The organism is Sphingomonas sediminicola, from assembly GCF_049991885.1.
GTDB lineage: Bacteria > Pseudomonadota > Alphaproteobacteria > Sphingomonadales > Sphingomonadaceae > Sphingomicrobium > Sphingomicrobium sediminicola.
This window is the reverse complement of the sequence record NZ_CP178916.1, coordinates 25,460-44,255: the sequence shown is the minus strand read 5'-3', so window position 1 is coordinate 44,255 and position 18,796 is coordinate 25,460. Positions and strand designations below refer to the sequence as shown.

Below are 18,796 nucleotides of genomic sequence, written 5' to 3'. Positions count from 1 at the left end.
CGGGCATGAGGGGCGTTGCACTGGCATTTCTGGCCTTGGCGGGCTGCGCAACGGTCCCGCTGCAAGCGCCCGAAGTTCCGGTGTCGCAGGTTGGCGTTGCCTTCGACCGCAATGAGGAAGTCGGCAGTTTCGTGGAAGGCTTTGCCGAGCCCGCCGCCGGCCGCGCGGTCACTCCCGACGATCCGGTGCGCGTCGCCTCGATCAGCAAGCTGGTCGTCGGCATCGGCGTGATGAAGCTTGTCGAGCAGGGCAAGCTAGACCTCGACAGCGATGCGTCGGCCTACCTCGGCTGGAAACTTAGAAACCCGGCGTATCCCAATCGCCCGATCACGCTCCGGCAATTGCTGTCGCACACAAGCTCCGTCCGCGACCATCACGACCAATATGCGATTCCGCTCGGCGACAGCGTCCAGTCGATCATGGCGGCGCCGACGAGCTGGGATCCGAAACACGGGCCGGGCGACGTCTTTTTCAAATATTCGAACCTCAATTTCCCGATCGTCGCGTCGATCGTGGAGCGTGTTACGGGCGAGCGGTTCGACCTCTGGATGCGGCGCGAAGTCATCGAGCCAATGAAGCTCGACGCCTGCTACAATTGGCCGACCTGCAGCGATGCGAAGGTCGCCCGCGCGGTCGTGCTCACGCAGGACGGCAAGGCCGTTAAGGACGACCTAGGGGGAAGACAGCCGGACTGTCCGGTCTATGTGGAGACCGGCGCCTGCGATCTTGCCCGCTCAAAGCTCGGCGAGAATGGCGCATTGTTTGCTCCCCAGGGCGGACTGCGGATCTCCATGCGCGATCTCGCTCGCGTCGGCCGAATGCTGTTGAATGGCGGCACCTTGGACGGAGTCCGCATTCTGTCGCCGCAGTCGGTCGAAACGCTCCTGACGCCCGTCTGGCGTTTCGACGGATCGAATGGCGACACCGATCATGGATTTTATTGCAGCTATGGGCTCGCGACCCAGCAGATCCCCACAGCCCGACGCGGCTGCAAGGACGACCCGGCAGGTGACGGCATTGCCCGTGCCGGGCACGCAGGCGACGCGTACGGTCTCCGATCAGGCCTGTGGATCGACCGCGTGAACGGAACGGGCGTCGCTTATTTCATTACCGGATTGTCGGACGATCCACCGCGCGGGACCAGCGCCTATCGCGCGGCCGAAGAAGTCGCGTTCCGCCGAAGCCTGCAGACTTTCGCTACGAGCCTGCAGTGCGCGTCGCGCCGGAAAAGGGTGAAGGAAGCCGGCCGCCAGCGCTGCCGCTTCGCCTTCAACGATTTGGATCCGTTCGATTTGACGTCGCGATAACGCGGCGGTCACACCCAGCGAACGCTTCCTCCTGCACCCAACTCGAACGCGCAACTCGCGCGGGCGAATGGGAGAAGTGGAATGCGTAAAGATGTCTGGTGGCCTCAACGGCCCATGCGTGCATTGGTGGCCGGCGGTGCGACAGTCTTGGCCCTTACCGCGACAGCCGTTGCCGCAAAGTCCTTCGGCGACTGGGGTGCTCCGGTGAATGCGGAATCGCTACCCGGCTCGAGCAGTTCGCTGAACACTCCCTCCAACGACGGCTGCCCAATCCTCAACCCTTATGATGGAAGCCTGTACATGGCCTCCAACAGACCGGGCGGTTACGGCGGACTCGACATCTGGATTGCGCCTAGGAGTGGCGAAGGGTGGGGAACCCCCGTCAATGCAGGTCCAGCCATCAATTCCGCGGCAGATGAGTTCTGCCCCACTCCGTCGCGGGGCAATCGGTTCTTCTTTGTGCGAAGACTTAGTGCGACGAATACGGATATCTTCGTTTCGAAAGACTTGCCCAATAAGGGCTTCCAAGCACCCCAGCGTCTCCCGACCGGATCGGATTCGATCAACAGTCCGTATGAGGAATGGAGCCCCTCCTGGTTCGAGACGCCCGACGGCCGCGAGGTCCTCTATTTCTCCAGCACGCGCGTCGGCGCTCCCCGGCAGCAGGTCTATTACAGCGTCGACTACGGGCCAGCTCAGCTCGCGCAGGGCGGCGTAAACAGCTCGGCCAGCGACGCGCGTCCGAACGTTCGCCACGATGGGCTGGAAATCGTGTGGGATTCTACACGGACGGGGACACTTGGTGGACCAGACATCTGGACGGCTACCCGATCATCGGTCGATCAACCTTGGGGCACGGGCATCCATTTAGAAAACGGCATCAGCAGCGCAGGAAACGACACGCGCGCTTCTTTGTCGTGGGATGGAACCCGCCTGATGTTCGGCTCGACCAGAGCCGGCGTTGAAGGCTCAGCCGACATCTTCACTTCGACTCGCGAGTAGCCGCAGTATCTCGCGGGGGGTGCGGAGCTCAGACCTTCAACGGTCCGAGCTCCGCCTGTTCTTTCGCGACGTGATTGAGAATGCGATCGCGGGCGGCCTGAAAGCGAGGATTGCCGCGAAGCCCGCTAAATGCAGGTTCCCGCGCGAGATCGAGTGCGATCGTACGGCCATCCGGCAGCCAGCCTCGCTTGAGCGCGGTTTCGAGCGTGGCGAGCGCCTGAGACTGCTCCCCTTGTGCCGCCCTGACCAGTGCCAGCCTGCCGCTCGCGTCCCTGACCGGCGCGCGCGCCAGCACCGTTTCAAGCTTACGAGCCGCCCCTCTGAGCACGTAATCGGCCTCTGAATCCAAACCTTCTGACCGCAGGGCGACGGCCACATTGGAGGCGAGTTCCGGCAGCATGTCGCGACGGTCCACCTGCGATATGAATTCATCTGCGTCGCGAAAACCGGCACGGTAGAGCTTCACGAGGTCATGCGAATGGCCGAGTTCGATCATCGATCGTGCGGCGGGCGCGGAGAAGAATAGAGAGGTCCAGAATTCTTCGGGCGTGACCGGTTTTCCCTCAAAAGATTTGGGCGGGAGAACCTTGCCGCTGACCATGAGCGCGTACCACTCCGGACAGCCCGTGACCCGGTGCATAGCGTCGTAATATCCGATAGCGCTGATCGACTCGAACCAGCTTAGCCAGAGCAGATGTTTGGGACGTCCATTCCCATCCACACCATGTTTGCTGAGCAACTTGAGCGCAGCAGAATAATCGCCCAGCCGGTAAGCACCTTCGGCCCGCAGGCTAAAAAGGAGGTCGGCGCTGGCCCCAGCCCGCTTGAGCTTTCGAAATAGCCGTTCGATCGAAGCCGCATCGCCCAGATCTGAAGAGGTCCCAAAGAAGTTGAGCACGGCCGGCTGCAAGAGGGGATCCAGCTCGAGAGCGCGCCAGTAGGCGTCGCGGGCTTCTTGGTAACGTGCCTGCGCGGCCAGTGAATTCCCCAGCCACAGCCAGGCTTCGGAATAGCTCGGATCGAGCTCGACCGCGCGACGGAGTTCCGGCTCCGCCGCACGCGAATTGTCACCCTGGATCAGCGCTAATGTCGCGTGGGCGGGCGCGAAGTTCGGTGCCATGGCGAGCGCCTTCCGAACGGCCGCTAGCCCCTCCGCGCGCGCATCTGCATCCACGATGGCGATCCGCCCGTTGAAGAAAGTAGCTCCTCCGAGCAGCGACCAGGCGGGCGCATAGTTGGGATCGGCCTTAACCGCCTGCCGAAGAAGTGCCTCCGCCCTTTGGAAGTTTGCCCGCTCGCGGCTCCCGATGAGCTGCCGGGCCTCGCTGTACATCGCGTAGACTTCGGGCGTCGTCGCGATCTGCTCTGCCCGACGTCCGCCATCCGGCGCCAGCCGAGCGCGCAACTTCCCCTCTATTCCGTTCGCGATGGCATCCTGTAGCGCGAAGGGTTCCTTCATCCGGCCCCGGAACGTGTCCTGCCACACTGCAATCCCGTCGCTGGTCCGGGTCAGCGACACCGAAATCTGCACATTGTCCCCGCTTCTGAGGACCATGCCTTCGAGAAGGTGCGTGACGCCGAACCTGTCGAGGAACTGCCGCGGAGAAATCCGCTGCTGAGCCATGGCCTCGGTCGTCGCGCGCCCAAGAACCCGGAAGCCCTTGCCCCTGGTCAGGGCCCCTCGAGTCTGCTCCCATAGTCCCGCAGCCAGGAAGCTGTCCTGCCTCGGCTTTTGATCGAACGGCATTACGGCAATGATAACCGGATAGTCCGTCGAAGCCTGCCGCGGCTTACTCCAGATCAGGGCCGCCAGTGCGGCAGCGGCCAGCACCAGCACCGTGAGAACCGACATGATCGGTCGCGCGCGCCGTGGCGCGATCGGCGTGACGGTGCCAACCGTCGACGGCCCGGTTTCCAATCGCGAGCCGTCCGGAATTACGGACGCGCGCTCGTTTGAAAGGCGTTCAAAAAGCTCGACGGTTTCGTTGGATGGAGCGGCGTCGAAATCAACCGCTAGTCTTTCCTTCAGAGAATGGAAGTGACGGTATAGTGCGGCGTTGTCGCCTAGCTCATGGTCAAGTTGTAGGGCGGACCGCGTAGCTCCCTCGTTTGCGGGATCGAAGCGCAGCAGCGCCGTGACGAGCTCAATCGCCGCCCTCGGCCCGGCCTCCGCCCGGCAGCGATCGACTGCCGATACAGCTGCGGAGAATGAACGCTCGGGTTCCAGCGCACGTATCTTTCGGAGCCAGTCATCGAACTCCGGGTCGAGGCCATCCAGATCCGTGAGAAGACCGGGTTCGGCCCCATCCAGCAAGGCCATTAGACGCGTCCAGTCGCCATCGCCCGCGGCTAGGCGGACCAGCTCGATGTCGGTGACGAGATTATCCCTACGGATCGCCAACTCGTCCCGGCCGACACTGAGGATAGGCCGGTCTTCGTCGCCGAAGTGCTGCAGTTCGAAGATAGTCTGCCGGAGGCTGGCCTTCGCCTGCGCTTCCCCCCGGTCGCTCCACAGGAGGTCGGCGAGGGCATCGCGGGACATCGGGCGCCCGCTCAAAGCCAGTGCCGCGAGCAGAGCGCGCGCCTTCTTCGTTCGAAGATGAAGCTGGCTTCCGGACTGATCCTCGAGGCTGAATCGGCCGAGGCAGCGAACAACGAGCCTCGTCGCGCCGTCTCCCGCTCTCACCCACTCGGCGACGTTCATCGCCGGGTCGTCCTGTTACGCTGGAGCATCCGCGCTCCCTGCTCCGAAAGGCCGAGAATGCATGACGCAAGTTAATTCGTCTAGGCAATCACCTCGAAGAGCAGTCCCGATCTGGGTTAGCGGCGTGTTTCGGCGCTTGCTTCGCGAACCTTCGAGAATTCGGACGAAGGCAGCCATTTCGGCCATTCGCGGCTGTTCGCCAGGCGCGCACCGATGTCGTAGAACAGGTCGGCCTCCTGCACCGCGCCGCCGAGGTTCCAGTCCGGCGACCAGGCATCGCAGGTCTGGTGGTAACATTTGCCGGTGAACTCGGAGAGCCAGCGCTCACCTGCTTCCCGGCCTCCGTCCTGCAGGTCGTAGGCTCCCGCCAGCGCCATATCGAGGAGCACCGGGACGCCGCGCTTCGCGAGCGAGAAATGGTCGGCGCGATAGAACAATCCGCGCTCCGGATGCCCCTCCGGCGTGACGTACCGGCCTTGCGCCTGGGCGGCCTGAGCAAGGAGCTGCTCCATCTCGCTCTGCCCTTTGCCGATCAGCACCACATCCTTCACCGGACCCGCGAACTGGAGGGTATCGAGCGTGAGGTTCGCGACCATCGTCTCGTGCGGGTAGAGCGGATGCTGGGCATAATATTCGGACCCGAGCAGGCCGCGTTCCTCCGATGTCCACGCCGCGAACAGCAAAGTGCGCTCTGGCCGAGGACCGGCCGCGAATTTCCGCGCAATCTCGATCATCGCCGCGAGGCCGAGCGCGTCGTCGGCTGCACCCGGGCGGATCGTTCGTCCCTGCGCGTCCGCCGGCCCGATGCCGTAAGCGTCCCAGTGTCCGCCGTAGCTGACCGTTTCATTCGGATATTTGGAGCCGGTCAGCTTGCCGATAACGTTATGGCTGGTAATCCGCGCTAGCTCTACCGGGGCATTGGCCGAGAAGGTCGCCTTGAGGGCCACCGGCTTGAACTCCGCGGTCCGCGCCTTCCGGCGCAGCTGCGCGAGATCGTATCCGGCGCGCTTGAACATCTCCGCCGCGACTGGACCCTGGATCCAGCCCTGCAGGAGCACCGGCTGCTGCGCGTTCCGGGAAAGGACGATGTTGAAGTTCTCCCCCGCCGCGCTCTGAACGACGTTCCAGCCGTAGCCCGCGCCCAGCGTGTCGTGGACGATCAGGGCGGCGACCGCGCCGCGCCGCGCCGCCTCGTCGAACTTGTAGGTCCAGCGCCCGTAATAGGTCATCGTCTGGCCGCTGAACTTTCCGGCCACCGGCTCTCCTGCGACCGCTTCGAAGTCGGGATCGTTGACCAGAAAGACCGCGACCTTGCCCTTGAGGTCGACGCCCTTGAAGTCGTCCCAGCCGCGCTCCGGCGCATTCACGCCGTATCCAACGAACACCATCGGCGCGCCGGCGATCTTCGCCCGGTCGGTGTCGCGGACGGTGCTGAGATAAATGTCGTCGGGGAAGCGCAGCGGCAGCGTCCGGCTGCCCTGCTTCACCGAGAATGTCATCGGCGCCTGTAGCTTGGTTCGGATCATCGGGACCGTCTGTGTCCAGCCGCCATTCTCTCCGCCGGGCTCGAGCCCCGCCGCTTTGAATTGCTCGGTCAGATAAGCGACGGTCTTCTCCTCGCCCGGACCGCCCATCGACCGGCCCTGGAATTCGTCCGATGCAAGCACGCGCGTGATCTCGGACATACGATTGGCGCTGATTGTCGGGGCTGTAGCAGGCGGGGGAGAAGCTTCGGCAGAAGGAGGCGGCGGCGGCGGGACAGTCTCACATCCGCACAGGACACCCACAACCATGAGAGCCGAAGCGAGTCGCCAAATCTTCATCGTCCACTTCCCTCGACCGAACCTCGACAACGGACGGATCCCTTAATGGGTTCGTCGGCTGCCTGGCTAGCGGTCCGGGAAGTGGACGATCCTTTTGAGCTTAGTCTTGAGGGTCGTCGAGGCGGTCGAGTTCGTCCCGCGCCTTGTCGAGTCCGTCCTGGGCAGCTTCCAAGGCCCGCTCCATCTGCGCTTCGCTGACCGAGGCCATGGCGTTGCGAGTGATCGCTTCGATGTCGATCGCCTCGACCGATTTCAGCGACGCGCGAACGGTCGCCTTGATCTGGTCAGGGCTCTGGCCGGCGCGGCGAAGCTCGACGGAGTGCGCGTCGATCTCTCGCATTGCGCGATCGATTTCGACCTTGGCCGCAGCCATCTCGCGCCGGAACTCTTCCTTGCTGATCCGGGCCTCGTTCATTGCTTCGCGGACATCGCGCTGAATCTCGTCGCGGTTGATACGGCTGATCTCTGCCCTCGCCTCTGTCAGCGACTTGCGTACCTCCGCCTTCTCAGCCGGAGTAAGATCCTCCCACTTCTTCGTCTCGCCGTTCATCGTGACACTGCCGTTGTGGATGCTGAGGTTGGACCGCTTGTGGACCGGGGAGACGGGCGCAACCGGCGCCGGAGCGGCCACTTGGGCAACCGACGCCACGGGGACAATCGGAGCGGCGGCAGGCGCCGCGGACAACATCGGGATATCGACATACTCAATCGCCCGCGTGGCGGTCAGCGGCAGCGCGACTCCGATCACTGCGAGGACCATCATCCGGCCGGTCAATTTGCGGCCGGCGGTGGGATTGCTGAGCATGGACTTCAATCTCCTGTGAAGGGTAGTCCGACGATCGAGCGCGCTGGCAAACAGCAGCGCCCGCCCCGATGTGGCTTTCGCGATCGCCCGGCCATAGTCCGAGCGGTCGATGGTTCCGGCTTTCTCCAGCACCCGCGCGTCGCATGCCGCTTCCTGGTCGAAGCGGAACGCGGCGTGCGCGGCCCAGGCCAGCGGATTGAACCACTGCAGGCAGAGCAGGCCGAAGGCGAAGAGGTTGGCGATCAGGTCGCCCGAGCGATGGTGCGCGAGCTCGTGCTCGAGCGCGAGCCGCCGCTCATGCTCCGCGTAAATTCGCTCGAAGTCGGCCGGCACGGCGATGACCCGGTCGAAGATCCCGAACGCAAGAGGACCGGTGACCTCGCTCGACCGGACGATGCGGATCGAGCCGACCCGACCCAGCTCGACGGCGCCGTCCAGGATGATGGTCCTGGCGCGCCGGAACTGCAGGATTCGGCCCGCGAACAGCCCGGCCGCGACGCCCAGCCAAGCGACCAGCAGGATCGTCGACCACCCGCCGACCTGCTCGATCAGCGACTGTTCGGGCGGCACGACGCTGCTCAACAGCATTGGCTCGGACATGTATTGCGTGCTCATCAGCCGCGGCGTGACGGCCGGTCCCATCGGGCGCTCGATCGTCTGCGTGATCGTCGGCATCAGCAGCCGCGCCCCCGGAATCAGCCACAGGCCATAGGCGACGCGGGCTCCGAAATGGCGGCGCACCGGCTCGCGCAGCAAAAGGACCAGGACCATCAATCCCGAAGTGGCAAGCAAGGTACCAACCAGCCAATCCGTCACGACTTGAGCTCCCTCAACAAAGCCTCGATCTCGGCGATATCCTTCGCATCGAGCCCATCTTCTTCGGCGAGGCGCGCGACCAGCGGCGATAGACGGCCGCCGAACAGCCGTTCGACGAACCGCCGGGACTCGCTTCCGACATAGGCCTCGCGCTCGATCGCGGGTGAATAGAGAAAGCGGCGTCCGTCTTCGCGGTGCGAGACAACGCCCTTGGCGGCGAGCCGCCCGAGCATGGTCTTGACGGTAGCCATCGACCAACCACGCTGCGCCTCGAGTCGTTCGCCAACCTCGGCGGAAGTGAGCGGCTCACTGGCGGCCCAAAGCACCTCCATGAGGTCGAGCTCGGCGTCGCTGATTCTCTTGTCTGTCACCATGTCGATTACACGTGTAAACGACACGACTACAGTTGTAAACGGTGTTTCTGTTTATGTCTGCTTTGGGTGGAAAGCGGACATTTCGCGTTGAGTCCGCTATACTGTTGAGGTCGCTCGACGGGGAAAAGATAATGCGACATCTTGCTATGAGCCTTGCCGCTTCATTGCTGTTCGCGACAACCCCAACGATTGCGCAGAACGTCCTCGATGCAACGCTCGTCGAAAGTGAGCAGAAGACCGCTGATATTTCCACGAACGAACTGCGCCGGTTCATCGATAGCCGCAGTGGAGTGCTGATCGATGCGCGGCCACCACTAGAATATTCAATAAGCCATATTCCCGGCGCTCAGAACGTGGCGCCGCAGCCTGGTCGTCCCGCCCATCTACGTCTCTGACGTCGTGGAAGTCGGACGGTTGCTAAAGGGGGTGAAGGACCGCCCACTTGTGTTGTATTGTAACGGCCCGTTCTGCGGGAAGTCCAAACGCCTCGCGGCCGAACTCGCCGAGGCTGGGTACACCAATGTTCGCCGGTATCAGCTTGGTGCACCGGGCTGGCGAGCGCTCGCTGGTGCTGCGATGCAAACCGAAGTGTCGGCGCTTCAGTACATCCGGAGCGATCCCACTGCCGTATGGGTAGACGCGCGCGAATCATCACAATTCGCCACAGAGACGATCCCAGGCGCGCGAAATATTCCCGTGAGCGGCCTTAAGCCCGGCAAGGACCAAGGTGTGGTGAAAGAAGCCAAGGATGACGGGCGCCTCCCAATGGAAGATCACAACACGCGGATCGTAGTTTTCGGAGCCATCGGCAAAGACGCTCAAGCTGTAGCCGATTCGATTTCGCGCGAAGCGTTTCACAACGTGAGTTTCGTCGCGGCTCCCTTTGAAGAGGTTCGACAGATCCTCGCTTCAAGGTAGTGCCGAGTGTCCGCAGTGGGTCAAAAGCGAACATTACGATCAAAGCTGTGACCGGTCGGCCGGTGTCCATTCCTCCGGCTCGACGTCCTTCCGGATGAGGCGCAGTGCGAGGCCAGCGACCGTGCCCACCGCAATCGCAATTGTCAGGTCTGTGGCGATCGTCAGGAGCATCGTCAGGAACAGCAAGGTCCGGTCGCCCGCTCGCAACCGTATCCGCTCGCCCCAGCGATGCGGCTCGCTCATAACCCACGCGGTCACGATCAGCAGCCCCGCCAGCGCCGGCATCGCCAGATAGCCGGTCAGCCAGCCCGCTCCCAATGTGATGAGCAGGATGACCAGCGCGTGCACGATCCCCGCGACGGGCGTCTTGCCGCCGGCCCGCACGTTGGTCGCGGTCCGGGCGATTGCGCCAGTGGCGGGCAAACCTCCGAACAGGGGCGAGGCAATGTTCGCGACGCCCTGCGCCAGGAGCTCGGCATTTGAGCGATGCTTCCCCCCTATCATCCGGTCCGCGACGATCGCGGACAGCAGGGATTCGACCGCGGCGAGGAAGGCGATGACGAACGCCGAGGGCAGCAGGGCGCTGATCCGCGCGATGCTGACGTGCGGCAGCGACGGCATCGGCAGGCCCGTCGGAAGCGCACCGAAGCGCGAGTAGATCGTATCGACCGGCAGCATCAACAGAGCCACCGCCGCCGACGCGGCGCCGATCACCAGCAGTGATCCCGGAAACCAGGGCGCGATTCGGCGGAGCAATGCGATTCCCGCCACTGAAAAAAGGCCCACGCCGACCGCCAGCGGGTTGATCGTCTCGCGCGCCGCCCAGAGCGCCGGCAGCGCCTCGACCAGGTCGGCCGACGCCTTGATCGACGAAAGCCCGAGCAGGTCCTTGAACTGGCTGACCGCAATGATGATCGCGATCCCGACGGTAAAGCCCTCGATCACAGGCTCCGGCACCAGCGTGATGAATCGCCCCGCCCGCAAAAGACCGCCGGCGACCAGGATCAGGCCGGCCATCAGCGTCGCCAGGAGCAGGCCGTCGAACCCGTGCTGCTCGATGACGCCATAGACGACGACGATGAACGCACCCGTCGGGCCGCCGATCTGAACCCTGCTCCCGCCCAGCAGCGAAATCAGCAGGCCGGCGACAATCGCAGTAACCAGCCCGGCCTTCGGATCGGCGCCGGACGCGATGGCGATGGCGATGCTCAGCGGAAGTGCGACCAGCGCCACCGTGACCCCCGCCAGCGCATCGCCGACGAAAAAGCGCCAGCTGTAGTCGCGGAGGGTCGTCAGGAGCTTGGGCTTCACGCCATCAGCTAACCACCTCGTTGCGACAGTTCAACGATCTGAGGCTGACGCCGACAATGAGAAATGACCGTTAAGCGCGTTCGGATCGTCACAATCCAACCAGCCGGGGGACCCTGATGGGATCCGGTTATGATTGCGTTCTGTAAGTGCAAGGGTGGCGGCCGCCTCTCCGCGGCAAGGTCCACGGCACCCTTGATGGCTGTCTTTACGACATGCACGCGTTCTCGATCCGCGATTGTCGCGGATGTTTCATCGAGCGGGTGAGGCTGCGCGGCCCGGACCTGCCGAGAATGGGCGAAGACCTGATGGTTGCCATAGAGACGGTGCAGGCGTTCGGATCCGTCGCCTGGTCCGATCACGGCGAATGCGGCATTGCGTTCGATCAGCCGTTACCGCTGGAAACCGAGGAGCTTCTGCAGGGCAAGGTTCGGCTGGGCAGGGGTCTTCCGCTCGATATTCAGGCCGTCTTCGACAAGTGGGTGCTCGGCTCCGGACGATAGGTTCCGGGCCCTCGGCTGACGCCTCGTTGCGGCGGTTCCAGGCGAAGCGAAAGAAACCGCGTTCTTGGCATATCCAATGAGCGTATATCGCTTCGTCACCGCTTTGAGTCGGGCGGCGGCCTGTGATCCTGAGAAGGAGTTAGGCCATGAACGCACCATCGAAATTCGCACTGATCTTTGCGAGCTTCGCGCTTGCCGTCCCGCAGGGCGCGAGCGCGGCGGAGCCGAATGCCAAGTTGTGGAACGGCACCTGGCACCTGGACGCGGCGAAGTCGAAGTTCGCTTCTTCCGCGAAGGAAGCGAGCGAGACCCGGACTTACGACATCTCCGGCAAGAAGGTGACGATGAAGTCCAGCTCCAAGGACGCGGCGGGCAAGGAGCTCAATTTCAGCTACACCGCGGGCTATGACGGCAAGTGGTATCCGATGGTCGGAAACCCCAATGCCGATCGCATCATGCTGAGGGTCGTAAGTGACCGCGAGTTCAGGGCCAGCTCCCGGCTCAAGGGCAAGCCATCGGTGCATTCGACAGCCACCGTTTCGGCCGACGGAAAGCACCTCACGCTCACGCGCAAGATGCTCAGGATGAAGGGCGCTCCGACCGACGTGCTGGAGTTCGAACGCTAGATAGCCCGCGCGTTCAGACGCGGCGCCATCTCAACGCATGGGTTGCCATCGGCAAGACAATACCGGCGGCGAGAACGTTACGTCTGTTGAGCATTGTCGCCCCCTCGAAAGGGGAACACTTACACAAGGGTGCCTGTCCGCAATGAGTGGGAGGCAGGCATCCACAATGACTCATTGCGGGACGATCGTTGCGGCGAAGACTCATCCACAGGATATTTGCTTCACATCGAATTTACCCGCTTGCGTCTCACGACAGTTGGGGCACTATAGGTTGTAGCGAGGCAGGGGGTGCACGCAATTACTGGTGTTCGGAGGCGGAATCTGCTATTCCGGTGACCGACCCGACTCGTCCCCGATTTCCACAGGGGACGGGCGTGAAAAAGCCCCTCGCAGCGCCGAAAAAGGCTATGGCGCCGGGCATGGCTCCGAGTCGAACATTTGGGGAACAGGCGATCTCTCCGGAGATCGATAGCGGACGGGGAAGCGTAATGGATTTTTCAACCGGTTCAGAAGTCCCGAGCGACGACACGGCGACTGCAGTCCGCACCAGCAAGACCGTCGACGCTCGTGCCTTCGAGGTGACCACCGACGAGTCCCGCGACGCCTTGCTGACCGAGTTCGGCAAGGAGACGTTGAAGGACCGCTATTTGCTCCCGGGCGAGGGCAACCAGGATCTCTTCGCGCGCGTCGCGGCCGCCTATGCGGATGACGCCGCCCATGCGCAGCGCATCTACGATTACATCTCCAAGCTCTGGTTCATGCCGGCAACGCCCGTGCTGTCGAACGGCGGCACCGGCCGCGGCCTTCCGATCAGCTGCTACCTCAACAGCGTTTCCGACAGCCTCGACGGCATCGTCGGAACCTGGAACGAGAACGTCTGGCTGGCCTCCAAAGGCGGCGGAATCGGAACCTATTGGGGCAGCGTCCGCGGTATCGGCGAGCCGGTCGGCCTCAATGGCAAGACCAGCGGAATCATCCCGTTCGTCCGCGTCATGGACAGCCTGACGCTCGCGATTTCGCAGGGCTCGCTGCGTCGCGGTTCGGCGGCCTGCTACCTCGACATCAATCACCCGGAGATCGAGGAATTCCTTGAGATCCGTAAGCCCTCGGGCGACTTCAACCGCAAGGCATTGAACCTGCACCACGGCGTGCTCGTCACCGACGAGTTCATGGAAGCCGTGCGCGAGGGGGCCGAGTTCGAGCTCAAGTCGCCGAAGGACGGCAGCGTCCGCGGCAAGGTCGATGCACGCAGCTTGTTCCAGAAGCTGGTCGAGACCCGCCTTGCGACGGGCGAGCCGTACATCATCTTCATCGACGCGGTGAACAAGACGATGCCGAAGCATCACCGCGATCTCGGCCTCAAGGTCACGACCTCGAACCTCTGCTCGGAAATCACGCTTCCGACCGGCAAGGATCACTTGGGCGTCGATCGCACCGCCGTCTGCTGCTTGAGCTCGCTCAACCTCGAGACCTGGGACGAGTGGAAGGGCGACAAGACCTTCATCGAGGACGTGATGCGCTTCCTCGACAACGTGCTCAGCGACTACATCGCTCGCGCACCGGACGAGATGGCTCGCGCCAAATATTCGGCGGACCGCGAGCGCTCGGTCGGCCTCGGCGTCATGGGCTTCCACTCCTTCCTCCAGGCACGCGGCATCCCGTTCGAGGGTGCGATGGCGAAGTCGTGGAACATGAAGATCTTCAAGCACATCCGGGCGCAGGTCGACGAAGCCTCGATGATGCTCGCAAAGGAGCGCGGGCCGTGCCCGGACGCCGCCGACATGGGCGTGATGGAGCGCTTCAGCTGCAAGATGGCGATCGCTCCGACCGCGTCGATCTCGATCATCTGCGGCGGCACCTCGGCCTGCATCGAGCCCATCCCGGCCAACGTCTACACGCACAAGACGCTGTCTGGCTCCTTCTCGATCCGCAACCCGCACCTCGAAAAGCTGCTCAAGGACAAGGCCAAAGACACCGACAAGGTGTGGAACTCGATCCTCGAGCAGGGCGGTTCGGTGCAGCACCTCGACTTCCTGACCCAGGAAGAAAAGGACGTGTTCAAGACCAGCTTTGAGATCGATCAGCGCTGGCTGCTCGAGCTTGCGGGCGACCGCACGCCCTTCATCGACCAGGCTCAGTCGCTGAACCTGTTCATCCCGGCCGACTGCGACAAGTGGGACCTTCTGATGCTCCACTTCCGCGCATGGGAGCTCGGCATCAAGTCGCTCTACTACCTCCGCTCCAAGTCGGTGCAGCGCGCCGGTTTCGCCGGCGGGGTCGAGGCGGACAACACGCCCGAGCTTCGTGAAATCCAGGTCACCTCGACCACGGACTATGACGAATGCCTCGCCTGCCAATAGTGTCGCAGCGGACCCGCAAGGCAGCCACGCTCGCCGGCAGCGTTGTCGGCGGCCTGCTGCTGCTCGACCTCATCGGGTTCGTCGCGACCGCCTATTTCAGCGCGGAGCTTCTGCAATATGCGCAGCGCGCGGGCGTCGCGGGGATGCTGCCGCGGTGACGATGCGCGAGATCATCGAGCTTGTGGCTGCGGTCGCGATGGTCGCGGCTGGCATATACCTGTACCGGCGCCGTCCCGCCGACGGCGACCAGTACGGCAGCCAGGGCGCGGTGATCCTGTTCGTCGTTGCCGTCATCCTTGCGATCCACGGTCTCGGCCTGCTCGAATATCATCCGTCAGCTGCGGAGCTCGGCCAGTGATCTCCGCATTTCAGTTCACCAGTCCCCGGGTGGGGGAAAGAGGCCGGAGCCCGCGCGGCGGGGTGTCGCGCGCGTTCCGGCCTCGATACGCCGCGCTCTTCGCGGCCGCCCTCGCCCTCTCCGCCTGCGCTGCGACGCAGGACAGCGCCGCGGTCGCACCGACCGCGCCCGGCTTCCTGCTCGGCCTGTGGCACGGCTTCATCTTCCCGGTCGCCTGGATCGTTTCGCTCTTCTTCGACAAGGTCGCGGTCTACGCCGTTCCCAACAACGGCGGCTGGTACGACTTCGGCTATTTCCTCGGCATCGTCGTGTTCGGGGTCGGCGCCCGCAAGAGCCACGTCGTCTACCGCGACCGCAACGTCATCGACGTGAAGGCCAAGCGGGTCGAGGAGCTCAACCTGTGAGCGCCGCGACCCTCTTCCTGATCATCGGCCCGATCGCCATGTTAGTCGGCGTGACGATGATGATCGCCGCCATCCGCGGCGGCGTCGGCCAGAACCCAAAGAGCACCGCAATGCTGATTGCCGGAATGATGGCGACCACGTTCGGAATGCTTTTCACCGCTTTCGCGATCGGCACCGCCGGTCCGGCAACAATTTCCCAAGGAGCCTGAGTATGCCCCTTCTCGAAGCCCGCAAGCAGTACAAGCCGTTCGAATACCCGTGGGCGTTCGAATATTGGAAGCGTCAGCAGCAGATCCACTGGATGCCGGAGGAGGTGCCGCTCGGCGAGGATTGCCGCGACTGGGCGCAGAAGCTCACCGACCATGAGCGCAACCTGCTCACGCAGATCTTCCGCTTCTTCACCCAGGCCGACGTCGAGGTGCAGGATTGCTACCACGACAAGTACGGCCGCGTGTTCAAGCCGACCGAGATCAAGATGATGCTGACGGCGTTCTCCAACATGGAGACGGTGCACATCGCCGCCTACTCGCACCTGCTCGACACGATCGGCATGCCGGAAAGCGAATACAGCGCCTTCCTCCAGTACAAGGAGATGAAGGACAAGCACGACTATCTGCAGCAGTTCGGCGTCGACACGGACGAGGACATTGCCAAGACGCTGGCCATGTTCGGCGGCTTCACCGAGGGGCTGCAATTGTTCGGCAGCTTCGCGATGCTGATGAACTTCCCGCGCTTCAACAAGATGAAGGGCATGGGCCAGATCATCAGCTGGTCGGTCCGCGACGAAAGCCTCCACTGCGAGGGCATCGTCCGCCTGTTCCACGCCTTCGTGAAGGAACGGAACTGCCTGACCAAGGCGGTGAAGGAAGAGATCATCGACGCCTGCCAGAAGACGGTTCGGCTCGAGGACGCGTTCATCGACCTGGCGTTCGAAATGGGCCCGGTCGAGGGCATGACTCCCAAGCAGATCAAGAAGTACATCCGCTACCTAGCCGACTGGCGCCTTGGGCAGCTCGGCTTCGCGCCAATCTACATGGTCGACGAGCACCCGCTGCCGTGGCTCGCGCCGCTGCTGAACGGCGTCGAGCATGCCAACTTCTTCGAGACCCGCGCGACCGAATATTCGAAGGCCGCGACCCGTGGGAATTGGGGCGAGGTGTGGGACAACTTCGACCGCCGGCAGAAGGCGAAGGCGGCCGCGAACGATGGCGATGGAGCAGCTTCCGCGGCGGAGAATGCGGCTGACGGCGAAGGCACCGGCGACATGTTCGAGAAGGCTGGGGTAGCGGCGGAGTAGAAGTCCGGAAATGAAGGAGGGCCCACGAAGGGCCCTCCAGCTCCCTCGCAAAGAAGGTATTGAAGTTCGTTCCCGCCGCGATTTCGGCCTCCAGCCCTTCCTGTTAGTAGCCGGTCAGCCAGCGGATGACCTCGTCGAGCTCCGCCTCCGTCCGCCCTTCGCCTCCGCCTTGCGGAGATATTGCGGGTACACCGCCGCGAAGGCCATCTTGTAGACGCGTTCCCAAATACTGCCGGACATGTGGACGTTTTAAGCGACGCCTAGAATAACAACCAGCCAAGACCGGAACCGACCAGAGCGGTAGCCGCCACCATTATCCACCACGTCCATGTCCGTCGGCGCCGCGCGCGAGCCATGCGTCCAACGAATTCAGGCGTCTCGAACTCGTCGAGTCCTTTCAGCCGCCGCCCGCGCGGCGTCACATGAATCGGCTCGGACATTGCAAGACTAGACGCGGCGAGGCCGCATCCGCTCTTTCTGCTCAGGCGGGTTAGTGCCGAGATGCCTGTTGCAACCCTTGTGACAGAGCCGGAGATTGTCGAGATCGTCAGTCCCGCCGTTCGCCTGCGCCAGAACATGCTCAATTGTTGCTGATCGGCGGGTGTTGAAAGGGGGCCCGCCAAAGCGCATCGGATAACCGCAGCTCCAGCAATTGTCGCCGTCGCGTTTCCGCACCGCGTCGCGATTCTTCCGCCGCCTCAGATGCTCACTAAGCCACTTAGGTAGCCGACGCTTACTCACTCTCAACTGGTAACTTCGTCGTCGTTTCCAAATGGTTGATCCGCTACTTCCCCTCCGGCGGAACGACATTGTCCTGCGACGCGACCACCTGCCACTTGCCGTCGCGCCACATCCAGACGTCGGTCCAGAATCGGGAAACCAAACTCGGCGTCGGAACGTTGGGCGCGTCAGTAACAGGGGATAGTAATGGTACGCGTATCTGTAGCACTCCCGCTGGCGGCGCTCGCTTTGCTCGCCGGCTGTAAAACCAACGGCATTTCGGACGGAGTTGAAAGCGCTGGAAGCGCGGTCGCCGACGGCGCCAGCAATCTTGCCGGCGCAGGAGCTTCGCTGGTCAATGTCGACCTGCGCAACGTCCTCAACGACCTCGCGCTCGACCTGAAGATCGACAAGTCAAGCATCCCGATCAACGCCCAGATCCCGATCAACGTCGCCGCGAACGTGTGCGGCGTGTCGATCAACATCCTGTCCATCGGCGCGGGCGGCGGAAGCAGCCAGGGCTGCACCGCGAACAGCATCTCGCCGGAGCTGGCGCAGTACATCCAGCAGCAGATCGCTGCGAACGGTAATGTCGGCGGCGGAGCCCAGACGACCACCGGTTCGACCTCCGGCACCACCGGCACGGCGACGACGACCACCACTACGACCACGGATCCCTCGGCCCAACCGCCCCAGTAGCTTTCGGAGGAATGAAAATGTCGAAGTCCTTGAGACTGGCAGGCGCCCTCGCGTCCGTCGCCCTTCTCGCCGCCTGCAAGACCACTCAGCCGGACACCGCGCCTGCCATCGCCGGCGGCACGGGAACGGACACGACCGCGGGCAGCGGAACCACCGGCGGCACTGGCGGAGGCAGCGTCCCGGCGCTTGTCAGCGTGAACCTTCAGAACGTCCTCAACGATCTGTCCATCTCGCTGCAGGTGGATCGAAACAGCATTCCGGTGACCGCGCAGGTGCCGATCGACGTTGCCGCCTCCGTCTGCGGAGTGTCGGTCGACGTGCTCGCCGCGTCTGTCGCCAGCGGCAAAGCTTCGTGCACCGCGACTACCACCAGCGCCCAGCTAACGCAGGTCGTCCAGCAGCAGATCTCAACAGGCGGCGACGTGCAGGGCGGTGATCAGACGACGACCACGCCAGGCGGCTAATAACCGTCGCTGCCGCGCAGCCGCGCTCGGGGGCTACAGCTCTTTGAGATGAACGGTGTACTGGCTGGGGGACCAGCCCCAGGCGCTGCTCAAGCCAATCGTGATGATGAGAAGCGCGAGAGCGAACCCGACGACGCCGATGACGACCATCTGGGTGTCGCGCTCTTCCGGGTCCTTGACGACGACTTTCTTCACCACCGGCGGCGGATCGCGACGAATCCGCGATGCCCGCGCGGGCGCCACCAGCTTGACGGACTGTTTTCCGGTTTTGAGCGGAGCTGCCATGGAGCCGATAGTTAAGCCGGCAT

Annotated in this window: 22 protein-coding genes; 14 read left to right on the top strand and 8 right to left on the bottom strand. The window is 63.4% G+C overall.

Annotated elements, in window-relative coordinates; translation table 11 throughout:
* Positions 1-5 precede the first annotated feature (5 nt).
* Both ACMC5O_RS00250 and ACMC5O_RS00245 read left to right on the top strand, forming a co-directional pair.
* Complete coding sequence (locus ACMC5O_RS00250; protein ID WP_426693070.1) at positions 6-1,307, top strand: serine hydrolase domain-containing protein; 1,302 nt, start codon at positions 6-8, stop codon at positions 1,305-1,307.
* Between the two features lie 81 nt (positions 1,308-1,388).
* Positions 1,389-2,309, top strand: a complete 921-nt coding sequence (locus ACMC5O_RS00245) for a PD40 domain-containing protein (protein WP_187708194.1) — start codon at positions 1,389-1,391, stop codon at positions 2,307-2,309.
* A gap of 28 nt (positions 2,310-2,337) precedes the next feature.
* Here the strand turns inward: ACMC5O_RS00245 and ACMC5O_RS00240 are convergent, their stop codons facing one another.
* The 4 genes from ACMC5O_RS00240 to ACMC5O_RS00225 all read right to left on the bottom strand — a co-directional run bounded on the left by ACMC5O_RS00240 (position 2,338) and on the right by ACMC5O_RS00225 (position 8,831).
* Complete coding sequence (locus ACMC5O_RS00240; RefSeq protein ID WP_426693069.1) at positions 2,338-5,013, bottom strand: tetratricopeptide repeat protein; 2,676 nt, start codon at positions 5,011-5,013, stop codon at positions 2,338-2,340.
* Between the two features lie 116 nt (positions 5,014-5,129).
* A complete protein-coding gene (locus ACMC5O_RS00235) occupies positions 5,130-6,698 on the bottom strand; it encodes a M28 family metallopeptidase (protein WP_426693068.1) in 1,569 nt (522 codons plus the stop codon).
* A gap of 238 nt (positions 6,699-6,936) precedes the next feature.
* The gene (locus ACMC5O_RS00230; RefSeq protein ID WP_426693067.1) at positions 6,937-8,457 is read right to left on the bottom strand and encodes a M56 family metallopeptidase; all 1,521 of its coding nucleotides are present in this window, start codon (positions 8,455-8,457) and stop codon (positions 6,937-6,939) included.
* Positions 8,454-8,831 (bottom strand): BlaI/MecI/CopY family transcriptional regulator, encoded by a 378-nt coding sequence (locus ACMC5O_RS00225; protein WP_187709959.1) that lies wholly within the window; start codon positions 8,829-8,831, stop codon positions 8,454-8,456. The genes ACMC5O_RS00230 and ACMC5O_RS00225 overlap by 4 nt, the downstream gene beginning before the upstream one ends.
* A 131-nt stretch (positions 8,832-8,962) precedes the next feature.
* On the opposite strand from ACMC5O_RS00225, the gene ACMC5O_RS00220 reads away from it, so the two are divergent.
* Complete coding sequence (locus tag ACMC5O_RS00220; RefSeq protein ID WP_187708199.1) at positions 8,963-9,226, top strand: rhodanese-like domain-containing protein; 264 nt, start codon at positions 8,963-8,965, stop codon at positions 9,224-9,226.
* 31 nt (positions 9,227-9,257) lie between these two features.
* Positions 9,258-9,749, top strand: a complete 492-nt coding sequence (locus ACMC5O_RS00215) for a rhodanese-like domain-containing protein (RefSeq protein ID WP_187708200.1) — start codon at positions 9,258-9,260, stop codon at positions 9,747-9,749.
* Positions 9,750-9,788: 39 nt separating this feature from the next.
* Here ACMC5O_RS00215 and ACMC5O_RS00210 read toward each other — a convergent pair whose 3' ends face one another.
* Positions 9,789-11,060 (bottom strand): SulP family inorganic anion transporter, encoded by a 1,272-nt coding sequence (locus ACMC5O_RS00210; protein ID WP_426693066.1) that lies wholly within the window; start codon positions 11,058-11,060, stop codon positions 9,789-9,791.
* 212 nt (positions 11,061-11,272) lie between these two features.
* Here ACMC5O_RS00210 and ACMC5O_RS00205 point away from each other — a divergent pair, with 212 nt between their 5' ends.
* From ACMC5O_RS00205 to ACMC5O_RS00170, 8 genes are all read left to right on the top strand, one after another.
* On the top strand, positions 11,273-11,560 hold the full coding sequence (locus tag ACMC5O_RS00205; RefSeq protein ID WP_426693065.1) for a hypothetical protein: 288 nt from the start codon (positions 11,273-11,275) through the stop codon (positions 11,558-11,560).
* A gap of 146 nt (positions 11,561-11,706) precedes the next feature.
* Positions 11,707-12,186, top strand: a complete 480-nt coding sequence (locus ACMC5O_RS00200; protein ID WP_187708202.1) for a hypothetical protein — start codon at positions 11,707-11,709, stop codon at positions 12,184-12,186.
* Positions 12,187-12,674: 488 nt separating this feature from the next.
* Positions 12,675-14,546 carry a ribonucleoside-diphosphate reductase subunit alpha gene (locus ACMC5O_RS00195; RefSeq protein WP_426693064.1) on the top strand — a complete coding sequence of 624 codons (1,872 nt, stop codon included), beginning with the start codon at positions 12,675-12,677 and terminating at the stop codon, positions 14,544-14,546.
* Positions 14,528-14,704: a hypothetical protein gene (locus tag ACMC5O_RS00190; RefSeq protein WP_426693063.1), complete on the top strand. Its 177-nt coding sequence runs from the start codon at positions 14,528-14,530 to the stop codon at positions 14,702-14,704. Before ACMC5O_RS00195 ends, ACMC5O_RS00190 begins: the two co-directional genes overlap by 19 nt.
* A gap of 2 nt (positions 14,705-14,706) precedes the next feature.
* Positions 14,707-14,904, top strand: coding sequence for a hypothetical protein (locus ACMC5O_RS00185; RefSeq protein WP_187708204.1), 198 nt, complete (start codon positions 14,707-14,709; stop codon positions 14,902-14,904).
* Between the two features lie 62 nt (positions 14,905-14,966).
* Entirely contained in the window at positions 14,967-15,308 is a 342-nt protein-coding gene (locus ACMC5O_RS00180) for a hypothetical protein (RefSeq protein ID WP_426693062.1), read from the top strand.
* Positions 15,305-15,517 (top strand): hypothetical protein, encoded by a 213-nt coding sequence (locus ACMC5O_RS00175; RefSeq protein WP_187708205.1) that lies wholly within the window; start codon positions 15,305-15,307, stop codon positions 15,515-15,517. The genes ACMC5O_RS00180 and ACMC5O_RS00175 overlap by 4 nt, the downstream gene beginning before the upstream one ends.
* 2 nt (positions 15,518-15,519) lie before the next feature.
* Entirely contained in the window at positions 15,520-16,605 is a 1,086-nt protein-coding gene (locus tag ACMC5O_RS00170) for a ribonucleotide-diphosphate reductase subunit beta (protein ID WP_187708206.1), read from the top strand.
* A 114-nt stretch (positions 16,606-16,719) separates the two neighbouring features.
* On the opposite strand, the gene ACMC5O_RS00165 is transcribed toward ACMC5O_RS00170, so the two are convergent.
* Both ACMC5O_RS00165 and ACMC5O_RS00160 read right to left on the bottom strand, forming a co-directional pair.
* Positions 16,720-16,845 (bottom strand): hypothetical protein, encoded by a 126-nt coding sequence (locus tag ACMC5O_RS00165; protein WP_281389382.1) that lies wholly within the window; start codon positions 16,843-16,845, stop codon positions 16,720-16,722.
* Between the two features lie 207 nt (positions 16,846-17,052).
* Complete coding sequence (locus ACMC5O_RS00160; protein ID WP_426693061.1) at positions 17,053-17,415, bottom strand: HNH endonuclease; 363 nt, start codon at positions 17,413-17,415, stop codon at positions 17,053-17,055.
* Between the two features lie 117 nt (positions 17,416-17,532).
* Between ACMC5O_RS00160 and ACMC5O_RS00155 the strand changes: the two genes are divergently transcribed.
* Both ACMC5O_RS00155 and ACMC5O_RS00150 read left to right on the top strand, forming a co-directional pair.
* The gene (locus ACMC5O_RS00155; RefSeq protein WP_187708208.1) at positions 17,533-18,024 is read left to right on the top strand and encodes a hypothetical protein; all 492 of its coding nucleotides are present in this window, start codon (positions 17,533-17,535) and stop codon (positions 18,022-18,024) included.
* Positions 18,025-18,041: 17 nt separating this feature from the next.
* A complete protein-coding gene (locus ACMC5O_RS00150; protein ID WP_187708209.1) occupies positions 18,042-18,488 on the top strand; it encodes a hypothetical protein in 447 nt (148 codons plus the stop codon).
* A gap of 33 nt (positions 18,489-18,521) precedes the next feature.
* Here ACMC5O_RS00150 and ACMC5O_RS00145 read toward each other — a convergent pair whose 3' ends face one another.
* The gene (locus tag ACMC5O_RS00145) at positions 18,522-18,773 is read right to left on the bottom strand and encodes a hypothetical protein (RefSeq protein ID WP_426693060.1); all 252 of its coding nucleotides are present in this window, start codon (positions 18,771-18,773) and stop codon (positions 18,522-18,524) included.
* Positions 18,774-18,796: the final 23 nt, after the last annotated feature.